Genomic DNA, 11,986 nt, shown 5'->3' with positions numbered 1-11,986 from the left:
GATCCTGCTCATAGTGACATCACCGGTACCGGGGCCGCTACGAAGGCTGCCCTAACCCCCGATTTCGCTAGCCCGAAGGAGCCAGCAGGGCGCGCAACATCGACAACATCTCGGAGCGCGACTCCGCCCCGAGACGCCGCCGGATCCGCGCCACGTGGTGCTCGACGGTCTTCGCTGAGATGAACAGCTGCGCACCGATGTCGCGGTAGGGCATGCCCAGCAGCAGTAGCTCGGCCACCTCGCGCTCACGCTCCGACAGCTGTGCCGAGGCCGGTCGCGCAGGGGCCGGCGCCGGCACGGGTTCGGCCGCGGCCCGGCCGGGCGCCGCCACCTCCACCGGGATATCGGGGGCGGCGACCGTCTGCTTGAGGTCGCGCGCCAACTGGAGCATCGCCTGCGAGACCCGGGCGTCGGGAGTCTGCAGCGCCGCCTGACCCGCCAGTCGAGTCGCATCCCAGGTGTGGCCGAACTGCGCGAGCGCGCGGGCCGCGGCCGTCACCTCCTCGACCTCGACGTGGTTGGCCAGCACCCGCAACCAGGTCCGACCGGCCGTGGCCAGCGCTTTCGCGAACGCGCTCTGTGCGCGTTCGTCACGGCTGGCGGCGGTCAGCGCCTGTCCGTGCGGTGCGACCGCCTCAGGGGAGTTGGCCAGGATGCCGGCGTGCACGCCCGCCCAGTGCAGGGGAACCGACCACAGCACCGGATCGCCCAGCGCACGAAGGAGCGCGAACGCCTCGTCGAGGGTGTGCTGCAACCGCTCGACCTGACGCAGCCGCGCGGCAGCCACCCACAGCTCACCGAGCGGAAGCAGCGCGAACAGGTCAACGGAGTACTCGGCCAGCACCTCCATCGCGGAGAACCAGTGCATCTGCATGGCGCCGCTGTCCCCGCTGCGGCGCGCGATCGCGGTCTGCAGCGCGGTGGCCCACAGCGCGTCCCGCCGGTGCAGCCCGGCGTCCGCCCGGGGAACGCTCGCGGCCGCCGCCTGCAGCTGGCCGTCCTGCATGTGCGTCCAACCCAGCAGCAACCGGTGCCGATGCGTGACGAAGATCGCATCCTCGTCCCCGCCCCGGACCGCGCGGCCGATCACGCTGCGGGCGCGCACCGGATCGCCACCGTGCAGTGCGGCCAGCGTCACCAGCGCCGCCGGGGAATCCGGGGTGACTTCCGCCCGGCGCTGCTCCGGGCCCAGCGACTGTCCCAACCGCGCCACCGCGACCGGATAGGGCTCATCGAGGGACAGCACGAGGCCTTCGGCGAGGCTGCGGGCCGCCCGCGCGGTCGACGTGGGCGGCCCGGCGGATTGTGTCTGCGACAGCTCTTTGGCGGTGCCCGCGTCGCCCGCGGCGAGAGCCGCGACGGTGCCGGCCGCGCTCAACAGCGCATCCGACGACGGCCCGAGCCAGCGGAACAGGTCGAGTGCCTGGGTGGCACTGCCGTCGTGCATGGCGATGCTCGCCGAGATCCGCACCGCCGCGGCACGCTCGCCGGCATCCGGCGAGGTGAGGAGTTCGTCGGCGAGGCGCCCCGCCGTGCTGCAGTCCCCGGTCAGTGCGAGCGCGTCGGCGAGTCGGGCGCTCAGCGCGGTGGCGCCCGCGTCCGCGGCGGCCCGGTACAGCCGCGCCGCGCGGGCCGGATCGTCGCCGGTGCGCGTCGCCAGGTCGGCGAGGGCCGTGGCCAGCCGCTCGTCGCGTAACCCGTGCTCGGCCATGCGCAGCGCCAAATCGGCTGTCAACGTGCACAATTCGAGCTGCGAGCGCAGCAGCGACACCTCGATGTCATGATGGCGCGCGGCGCCGGCGATCTGCGCGATCCCGTCGTGCACGGCGCGCAGGAAGCTGTGGTGGTAGCTCGGTTCCAGCAGACCGCTCGCGCGGGCCCGGTCGACCGCGGCCAGCCCGGCGTCGGAGGTCATGTGCAGCGCCGCGGCGACGTCGTCGGGCCCCAGCTCGGGACTCAGCGACGCCACCAGCAGCGTGTCGAGCAGCGGTTCGTCGAGGCGGCGCAGCCGTTCGCTCAGCGCGATGCGGGTGGCCTGCCGGACCGCGGCCGCCCCGTCGCCGACCGCGGCGAGCGCGGGGCGCAGCAGGAACGGCAGACCCGCGGTGACCGTCGTGACCAATCGGACCACCTCAGGCGCCGGCGCGGCGCCCAGCGTCGCGGCGACTGCCCGGCCCACTTCCACCGGCGGGACGGAACCCAGTGTGACAGAGGGGTTTTCGCGCTCCAGTGCGGTGACCAGGGCACGCAGCGCCGGATGATGGGCCAGCGGTTGGGTAGCGATCACCACGGTCGCGGCCGAGTCGGCCACCAGGTCGGTGAGCCGTTCGATCTCGGCGTCGTCGAGCAGGTGCGCATCGTCGACGACGACCGCCGCATCCGCAGGATCGTCGCGTCGCCGCGGGCGGGACAGCACCGCACGGCCCGCGGACCGCAGTGCGGAGCGCACCGCTGCGAGCACCGTCGACTTGCCGGTGCCGATCCCGCCGGTGACCAGCACCTTCGCCGGCGTCGCCGGATCGGTTTCGATCGCCGCGACGACCTCGCGGGCGGCGGCCGGGACATCCGCCTGCCGGTGCGGCGACGGGCTCGTCATCGCTTCGGGTCAGGCGCCGTCGTCGGGGACGGGAATCGAGGTCGGCGGGTCGGGCGGGTCGACCGTCGTCGGCGGCGGTGCGACCGTGGTGGTCGGCGGCGGCGCCTGTGTGGTCGTCGGCTGTGTGGTGGTCGGGCGCGTGGTGGTCGGCTGCGTGGTCGTCGTCGTCGCCGTGGTGGTGGTCGTGGTCGTCGTGGTGGTCGGCTGCGTGGTGGTCGTCGTGGCCTGCGTCGTCGTCGGTGGCGGCGGCGGGGGCGGCTGGCTCACCGTCGTGGTCGCCCGGCCGTCCGGGCCCACGGTGACGGTCGTGACCGGCGGGGGCGGCGCCTGCGGTGACGGTTCCATCGACACGGTCGTCGCCGTCTCGGTCACCGGCGACGAATCGCCCTCGTTGCTGGTCAGCGTGACTGCCAACCCGCCGACGGCGAGTAGCGCCGCCGCGGCGGCCGCACCGAACAGCACCGGCGGCCGCTTGTACCAGGGCAGCGGTCCTGGTTCCTCGTCGTAGGCGGCGCCGTAACCGGTGTCGTCGGACGCGAACGCCATCGGCGGACGGGCTCCGGTCGCGGACGGGTCGTAGTCCTCACCGGTGTACGGCACGGGTTCTCCCGCGGGCGCGTCGTCCTGTGACCAGGCCAGGGCGCGGAACGTCGCCGACGATGCGCCGTCGGCCGCGGTCTCCCCGGCGGCCAGGCCTGCCGCACCGGCGGCCCACGCGGCGGGCGCAAGACCGGTCGGGGCGTCGGCGGCGGGCGCCATCCCGGTCGGGGCGTCGGCGTCGGCGCTCTGGTTGGCCACCAGGGCCGCGCCCGCGGCGACGTTGAGCTGCGACTCCGGGGTCGTGACGACCGGGGCCCGCAACCGCTCGGACAGCCGCTGCGTCACCAGCGGGATGGCCGCCCCGCCGCCCACGGTAGCGACCGCCGACACGTTGGCCGGCGGAATGTGGTTGCGCTGCAACGTGTCTTCGATCGCGTTCAGCAGTCCGCCGAGCGGTTCGGAGATCAGCTGCTCGAGTTCGGGCCGGGTCACCCGGATGTCGGAGTGCACCCCCGGCAGTTCGACGGGCACCGCGGTGGCGGTCTCGGCGGAGAGACGTTCCTTGGCCTGTCTGCACTCGTCGCGGAGACGGGCCAGCGATCCGACCGCTGCAGTGCCGGCGGGGTCGGCACTGCCGGCGTCGGCGATACCGACGAGCACATGGTTGAGCAGGGCCTGGTCGATCGCATCGCCGGAGAACTCCGGGTACCGCACGGTCTGGCCCACGGTGTCGAGGTTGGCGCCCGCATCGGCGAGCGACACGCTGGTGCCACTGCCGCCGAGATCGACGAGCACCACCACGCCCTGGCCGGGCAGTCCGGGCGCGGCCTGCAGTGCGGCCAGCGCGGCCGTCGAATCGGGGATCAGCGCGGCGGGCACCCCGTGCGGCGCGAGGTTCGGCCGCGCCCGCAGGGCCCCGCGCAACGCACCGACCGAACCCGGACCCCAGTGGGCGGGAACCGCGATCGCGATCGGCGAACCGCCGTCCACCGCCCGCGCCATCGCGTCGAGGGCTTCGGCCAGCACCAGCTCGCCGCGGTGGGCGGAACCGTCCGCGGCGACGATGGGGACCGGGTCGCCGACCCGGTCGACGAAACCGCTCAGCACCAGGCCGGGCTGATCGAGGTTCGGGTTCTCGGCGGGCACACCGACTTCCGGAGCCCGGTCGGAGAAGAGGGTGAGGATGGCTCGTCGGATCACCGGCGGGCGGCCAACTCGGGCGGCCACCAGGTTCGTCATCCCGATCGACAACCCCAGGGGTTCGGTCATGATGGCCACAATAACGCCGGGATCCCCCGATCCTCGGGAGATCCCCCTAGTGGCGTCGAGCCCCTAACGGTCGACCCCCTAATGTCCGGTGGCCGACGGTGGGCTGCGCACCGATCCCGTGGCCGTGCCGCGTGGATAGCATCGTGACAAGCAGTCGGGGGACTGGCTCCCGACTCCGCGTTGATGTCGTGCCGATATGGAGATGGTGTTCCGATGGCTAACTCGCTACTCGACTTCGTGATGTCGCTGGTGCGGGATCCCGATGCCGCTGCACGGTACGCCGCCGATCCCGACGCGGCCCTCGCACACGCTCAGCTGACCGACGTGACCAGTATCGACGTCGACAACCTCATCCCTGTGGTGACCGAGTCGATGCCGATGGCCGCCCCGTCGACCGGGGTGGACGCGTTCGGTGCCGAGCTGGCGGGCAACGTCTGGGCCAGCGGCGCGGCCACCGCGGCATTCGATGCGTTCGACGATCCGGCCCCCGCGTCGGGTGTCATCGACACCGGCGCGCCCCTCATCGACACGGCGCAGGCGATGGCCCCGGCGGTCGACGCCCTCGACCAGCCGGCCACCCTTGTCGACGACCTGACGCCCCAGCTCACCGATCCGGCGTTCGACGATGCTTCGCCCGCCGGCGCCGACCTCGCCGACGTGTGGAGTGCGGCCGTCGACGACGCCCAGCCTGCGGACCACGCCCCGGGGTTCGACCTCTTCGACTGACCCTCTGCTTCTCCCGAAACCCGCGCGGATCCCGATCCGCGCGGGTTTTCTGCTGTTTGACCTGGCATTATGCGGGGGATCCCGAAACGCCCCGATATACCCCCTAATCCCCTATCGGGGCAGTGCGGAAACCCCCCACTCGGGCCGCAGAGGCAGGGGTGGTGACCCCGTTGGCCGGGTGCCGCGAACTCCATAAATTGGTCTCCAGATCGCCGGAGGGCCGGCGAGACAACCTCCCCGGGACACCGGGAAGACACGAAAGGCAGTCACATGAACATCATTGACTTCATCCTCGATCTGTTCCGCAACCCGGCCTCGGCCGCGTCCTTCGTCGTCGACCCGGACGGCGCCCTGCGCGACGCGGGTCTGCCGAACGTGACGGCCGCCCAGCTGGCCTCGGTGGCCGCCACGGCCGCGCCGGCCGGTTACGCCCTCGGCGGTGGTGACCCGATCGTCGGCCTGCAGCGGGCGGTGGCCGACCACCACCAGCTGGCGTCGAACTTCGCCTCGCCGTTCTCGCCGCAGACCTCGTTCGCGCCGACGACCGAGTTCGCGAGCCGCAACGACACCGATCTGCTCAGCGGGAACAACGTGCCGATCGCGAGCCCCGACCAGGCTGCCGGCGCCAACGCCCAGAACGGTGCGTTCAACCTGGGCTTCGGTGACATCACCCTGGGTGACAAGACCTCCAACACCGCCACCAACGGCGGCGTGGTGGTCGGCGGGGACAACGACGGCGACATCGTCAGCGGTGACGGCGCGGCCCTCGGTGACGGCAACACCATGAACAACGGCGACATCCTCGCCGGCTCCGGCTCCAACGTGGTCGTCGGCAAGGACAACGAGGTCGAGGACAACTCGCAGACCGCGGGTGGCGACCTGATCGCCGACAACGACGCCCCGGTGCTCAACGACGTCGACACCAGCGGTGGCAACGGCGGTGGCGCCGACGGCGGCGGCAGCCTCATCGGCATCGGTGGCGGCAACGCGGTCGGCGGTGACGGCGGCAACGGCGGCGGAATCATCATCACCGACAACGACGTCAACGCCGGCACCCAGATCGACGGTGACTACGGCAGCGACAACGTCGAGGACAACTCGATCAACACCTCGGTGGAGACCAACACCTCGACGTCCACCGAGAGCTCGATCGAGGACAACTCCTCGAGCTACGAGTCCAACATCGGTTCGGGCAACGAGACCGCGATCGGGTCGGGCAACGAGACCAACACCGACCTGTTCTCCGGCAACGACACCGGCTTCGAGACCAACACCGGTATCGAGACCGACGTCGCCTCGAACAACAACACCAACACCGATCTGGACGCCTTCTGATCGGCAACCGGATAACGCGACTGGCGGGGACCGACATGGTCCCCGCCAGTTCGCGCGCATACCGTTGAGGGACCGGACAAGAGGGGCACCATGACGCCACCGAACGACACCCGCAGAGTCGCGGCCGGCGGGCCGGCCAATTCAGTCGCGGCCGGCGGGCCGGCCAATTCAGTCGTCCTCGAGCTCATCGAGCACACGACGAAGATCGCCGAAGCCCAGGACCGCGGCGACCTCGTGGCGCGACTGGCGCGGGCGCGCAAGCGCATCGGGGATCCGCAGATCCGGGTGGTGATCGCCGGTCAGCTCAAACAGGGCAAGAGCCTGCTGCTCAACTCGCTGCTGAACATGCCGGTGGCGCGGGTCGGCGACGACGAGTCGACCGTACTGGCCACCGTCGTGTCCTATGCCGAGCAGCCGTCGGCGCGCTTGGTGGTGGCCCGGCCCGAAGGGGAGGAACCCGAACTCGTCGAGATCCCGACCACCGACCTGGGCAAGGATCTGCGGCGCGCGCCACAGGCCGGCGGCCGCGAGGTGCTGCGCGTCGAGGTGACTGTGCCCAGCCCGCTGCTCAAGGGCGGTCTGGCGTTCGTCGACACCCCGGGTGTCGGCGGGCACGGCCAGCCCCACCTGTCGGCGACGCTGGGTCTGCTGCCCGATGCCGACGCGATGCTGATGATCAGCGACACGAGCCAGGAGTTCACCGAACCGGAGATGACGTTCATCCGGCAGGCGCTGGAGATCTGCCCGGTCGCCGCGATCGTCGCGACCAAGACCGACCTGTATCCGCACTGGCGCCAGGTCGCCGACGCCAACCGCGTCCACCTGCAGCGCGCCGGCGTCACCACGCCGATGATCCCTGTGTCCTCGACGCTGCGCAGCCACGCCGTGCAGCTCAACGACAAGGAACTCAACGAAGAGTCCAACTTCCCGGCGATCGTGAAGTTCCTGTCCGAGGAGGTGCTCTCGCGCAACACCGACCGCGTCCGGATACAGGTGGTCAACGAGATCCGCGCCGCCGCCGAACATCTCACGATGGCGGTGCAGTCCGAGCTGTCCGCGCTCAACGACCCGCAGGCCCGCGGCAATCTGACCGCCGATCTCGAGCGGCGCAAACAGGAGGCGCAGGACGCACTGCAGCACACCGCGCTGTGGCAGCAGGTTCTCAACGACGGCATCGCCGACCTGACCGCCGACGTCGACCACGACCTGCGGCAGCGCTTCCGCAACATCACCTTTCACACCGAACGGGTCATCGACGCCGGCGATCCCACCCTGCACTGGGCCGAGATCGGCGCCGAACTCGAAGAGGCCGTCGCCACCGCCGTGGGCGACAACTTCGTGTGGGCGTATCAGCGCGCCGAGGCGCTGGCCGCCGAGGTGGCCCGCACGTTCATGGAGGCGGGTCTCGACGCGGTCCGGATGCCCGCGATCGACGCCAGGGAGATGGGCGCGGAGTTCTCCGAGTTCCGTTCGCTGGCCCACCTCGAGGCCAAACCGCTCAAGCTCGGCCACAAGATCGTCACCGGGATGCGCGGCTCCTACGGCGGCGTGCTGATGTTCGGCATGCTGACGTCATTCGCCGGGTTGGGCATGTTCAACCCGCTGTCGCTCGGCGCCGGCTTCGTCCTCGGCCGCAAGGCCTACAAAGAGGACATGGAGAACCGGATGCTCCGGGTACGCAGCGAGGCCAAGACCAACGTGCGCCGGTTCGTCGACGACGTGGCGTTCGTCGTCGGCAAGGAGTCGCGTGACCGGCTCAAGGGAATTCAGCGGCAACTGCGCGACCACTATCGCGAGATCGCCAACCAGACGACCCGCTCACTCAACGAATCACTGCAGGCCACGATCGCCGCGGCCAAGCTCGAGGAGTCCGAGCGCAACACCCGCGTCAAGGAACTCGAACGGCAGCTCAACATCCTGCGGCAGGTCGTCGAACACGCCGAGAAGCTCGGCGCACCGGCCGCGGCGCCGGTTGCGGCGACCTGATCGCCGGGCGGGGTCTCTAAGCTCGATGGGTCAGCAGTCGGGTAACTGGAACGGACTGGGCAAACCCTGAGCACAAGCGACCAAGTGCGCGCGATCCTGGGCGGCGCCATCGCGGCGTACCGGGCGGATCCGGCATACCGCCAGCGCCCCGACGTGCACAACGAACTCGAGCGCATCGGCGCCCGGCTCAACCAGCCGATCCGCATCGCGCTGGCCGGCACGTTGAAGGCGGGTAAGTCGACGCTGGTCAACGCGCTGGTGGGGGAGGAGATCGCGCCCACCGACGCGACCGAGGCCACCCGGATCGTCACCTGGTTCCGCCACGGACCCACGCCGAAGGTCACGGCGAACCACCGCGGCGGCCGGCGGTCCAACGTGCCGATCACCCGCGATCCGCACGACCGGGGCCTGACGTTCGACTTCGCGCGGCTCGACCCCGAGGAGGTGCTCGACCTCGACGTGGAGTGGCCGGCCGCCGAACTCATCGACGCCACGATCATCGACACGCCCGGAACGTCGTCGCTGAATCGCGACGTGTCGGCGCGCACGCTGCGGCTCCTGGTGCCCGACGACGGGGTGCCGCGGGTCGACGCGGTGGTGTTCCTGCTGCGCACGCTCAATGCCGCCGACATCGCGCTGCTCAAGCAGATCGGCGAACTGGTCGGCGGCTCGTCGGGGGCGCTCGGCGTGATCGGGGTGGCCTCCCGCGCCGACGAGATCGGCGCCGGCCGCATCGATGCGATGCTCTCGGCCAAGGATGTCGCCACCCGCTTCACCGAGGAGATGGACCGCACCGGCATCTGCCAGGCCGTGGTCCCGGTGTCGGGCCTGCTGGCGCTCACCGCCCGCACGCTGCGGCAGAGCGAGTTCGTCGCGCTGGAGAAACTCGCCGGTGTCGATCCCGCCGAGCTGGCCAAGGCGATGCTGTCGGTCGACCGGTTCGTGCGCGAGGACAGCCCGCTGCCTGTCGACGCGGCCACACGCGCGGCGCTGCTGGACCGGTTCGGGATGTTCGGTGTCCGCATCTCGATCGCGGTGCTGCGCGCGGGAGTCAAGGATTCGGTGGCGCTGGCCGACGAGCTGCTCGAACGCAGCGGTCTGGTGGCCCTGCGCGACGTGATCGACCAGCAGTTCGCGCAGCGCTCCGACCTGCTCAAAGCTCATACGGCGCTGCTGTCGCTGCGGCAGTTCGTGCAGCTGAACCCGATCTACGCGACGCCCTACATCGTCGCCGACATCGACCCGCTGCTGGCCGACACCCACGCGTTCGAAGAGTTGCGGCTGCTGAGCCAGCTGCGTTCGCGGGCAACCACGTTGACCGAGGACGAGATGGCGTCGCTGCGGCGGCTCATCGGCGGTTCGGGCACCGACGCGGCCAGCCGGCTGGGATTGCAGCCCGAGGACCCCTACGACGGTCCGCGGGCGGCGTTCGCCGCGGCGCAGCGGTGGCGCCGTCGGGCCGAGCATCCCCTCAACGATCCCTTCACCGCGCGGGCCTGCCGGGCGGCGGTGCGCAGCGCCGAGGCGCTCGTCGCCTCGTATACCGCGAAAGGTCGCGGACCCGCTTAACGTTTCGCCGCGTTGCGGCGACATACAGGTATGCGCACTTCTCTCGGCGTATCCCTCGGTGCCGCCAACCTGGTCGCCGTTGCCGACGGCCGGCCGACCGTCCGCCCGGCGGTGCTCACGCTGAACGGTCAGACCCTCACCGGCTTCGTCGACCGCGTCGGCGATCCGGTCCCCCTGGTGGCCGCCGACGGGTCGGCCTACTACGGCGGTCAGCTGGTCGCGGCGGCGGTCGAATCGCTCACCCGGACCGTGCACCCGCTGCGGCGGCCCGACGTGGCCGCGGTCGCGGTCCCGGCGCACTGGTCGCCCACCGCGGTGGCGGCGTTGCGCGCCGTGGTGCCACACCTGACCGTCGTCTCCGACGCGGTCGCGGCGCTCACCGCGCTGCAGGCCAATCCCGGGCTGCCCGCCCACGGTGTCGTCGCCCTGTGCGACTTCGGGGCGACGGGAACCAGCATCACGCTGGCCGATGCCGGTGACGGGTTCCGCCCGATCGGTTCGACGGTCCGCTACGACGACTTCTCTGGGGACCTGATCGATCAGGCGGTGCTGCGGCATGTGCTCGCCGACCTCGACGTCGACCCGACCGGTACGTCGGCGGTGGCCTCGCTCACCTCGCTGCGCGAGCAGTGCCGCGACGCCAAGGAGCGGCTGTCGGTGCAGACCGCCACCGCGCTGGAAGGACCGCATGCCGCGGTTCGGTTGACCCGCCCCGAGCTCGAGGCGCTGGTGGCGGCCCCGCTCGGCGGCCTGGTCGAGGCGGTGTTCGAGGTGCTGCACCGCAACCACATCGCGCCTGCGCAGCTCGCCGCGGTCGCGACCGTCGGTGGTGGCGCGCGGATTCCGCTTGTCACGCAACACCTTTCGCAGGCGCTGCGGTTGCCGGTCATCACCGGTCCGTACGCGCAGGTGGCCGCCGCGGCCGGTGCCGAGCTGCTGGCGTCGCGGGGCGTGGAGCAGGACGCCGTCACCACGATCGCCGCCGCGCCGGACGAACCGGCGACCGTCGCCGCGGTGTTACCGCTGGCGTGGTCGGCCGAAACCGTCGACTTCGACGCCGCGACGCAGTACGTGCACCCGGTCTACGACGCCGCGATGGCCCGGCCCGATATCGCGTTCGACCATCCGGAGGCCGAGGACTCGGACGATGTGCGGTGGTTCCGCAGGCCGGGCGCCTTGTTCGCGGGCGCGGCCTGCTTCGCCGCGTTGGCGGCGACGGGTCTGATCCTGACCTCGCACACCGGCGACGCGGGTGCGGTGGAGGCCGGCTCCTCGGCGATCACCGCACCGGTGGCGACCGCGCCGATCGAACAGCCGGCCGCGCAACCCGCGCCGGCCGCGGTCACCGAGACCGTGATCGCGAACGCACCGGCGCCGCGCGCGGTCGCACCGGCACCGCGCGCGGTCGCACCGGCACCGCAGCAGCCGAGCCCCAACACCTCGGCCGAGCGGCGAGTGGCCTCGAAGCAGGCGGCACCGCAGCAGGCGGCGCCACGGCCCGCCGCGCCCCGCCCGGCAGCACCGCGGCCGGCGGCCCCTGCGCCCCGACCGGCGGCGCCGGCTCCGGCCCCGGCGTTCGGACTGCCGCAGCTGCCGCTGCCGGTGTTCACCGTCCCGCCGGCCGCTCCGCCGTCGTCGTCGCCCGCGCCGACTCCGCAACCGCAGCCGTCGCCCGAGCCTTCGCCGGAGCCGGAGCCTTCGCCGGAGCCGGAGCCTTCGGCGGAGCCGCAACCGGAACCGGCCCCCGAGCCGGCACCGGAACCCGCGCCGGCACCGGAACCCGAACCCGAACCCGCGCCTTCGGTCGAGCCGGCGCCGTCGGTCGAGCCCCAGCCGGAACCGGCGCCTTCGGCCGAACCGGCCCCGGTGCAGGAGTGCGTGCCGGACGCCGAAACCGTCTGCTAACTACGCCGACTGTGCGACCGCATACGCGTCAGCCGGCGCGTTGCGTATGAAACCGCACAC

General features: G+C 71.8%; 7 protein-coding genes. 5 read left to right on the top strand and 2 right to left on the bottom strand.

All coding sequences use genetic code 11. The annotated features are described in order from the left end of the window. Positions 1 to 67: 67 nt before the first annotated feature. Positions 68 to 2,596, bottom strand: coding sequence for an isoniazid response ATPase/transcriptional regulator IniR (gene iniR, locus G6N30_RS18365; RefSeq protein ID WP_134057808.1), 2,529 nt, complete (start codon positions 2,594 to 2,596; stop codon positions 68 to 70). 9 nt (positions 2,597 to 2,605) lie between these two features. Further along, positions 2,606 to 4,405 (bottom strand): Hsp70 family protein, encoded by a 1,800-nt coding sequence (locus G6N30_RS18360; protein WP_134057806.1) that lies wholly within the window; start codon positions 4,403 to 4,405, stop codon positions 2,606 to 2,608. Between the two features lie 213 nt (positions 4,406 to 4,618). Between G6N30_RS18360 and G6N30_RS18355 the strand changes: the two genes are divergently transcribed. From G6N30_RS18355 to G6N30_RS18335, 5 genes are all read left to right on the top strand, one after another. Continuing rightward, positions 4,619 to 5,131 (top strand): Rv0340 family IniB-related protein, encoded by a 513-nt coding sequence (locus tag G6N30_RS18355; RefSeq protein ID WP_134057804.1) that lies wholly within the window; start codon positions 4,619 to 4,621, stop codon positions 5,129 to 5,131. Positions 5,132 to 5,401: 270 nt separating this feature from the next. After that, entirely contained in the window at positions 5,402 to 6,466 is a 1,065-nt protein-coding gene (locus G6N30_RS18350; RefSeq protein WP_134057802.1) for an IniB N-terminal domain-containing protein, read from the top strand. Between the two features lie 90 nt (positions 6,467 to 6,556). Then, entirely contained in the window at positions 6,557 to 8,452 is a 1,896-nt protein-coding gene (iniA, locus tag G6N30_RS18345) for an isoniazid-induced dynamin-like GTPase IniA (RefSeq protein ID WP_163687661.1), read from the top strand. Between the two features lie 66 nt (positions 8,453 to 8,518). Further along, positions 8,519 to 10,021 (top strand): dynamin family protein, encoded by a 1,503-nt coding sequence (locus G6N30_RS18340; RefSeq protein ID WP_134057800.1) that lies wholly within the window; start codon positions 8,519 to 8,521, stop codon positions 10,019 to 10,021. A 30-nt stretch (positions 10,022 to 10,051) separates the two neighbouring features. Next, entirely contained in the window at positions 10,052 to 11,926 is a 1,875-nt protein-coding gene (locus tag G6N30_RS18335; protein WP_134057798.1) for an Hsp70 family protein, read from the top strand. Positions 11,927 to 11,986: the final 60 nt, after the last annotated feature.

Source organism: Mycolicibacterium litorale, assembly GCF_010731695.1.
Lineage (GTDB): Bacteria > Actinomycetota > Actinomycetes > Mycobacteriales > Mycobacteriaceae > Mycobacterium > Mycobacterium litorale.
Note: the sequence above shows the minus strand (reverse complement) of the source record. Positions and strands in the feature narration are given on the sequence as shown.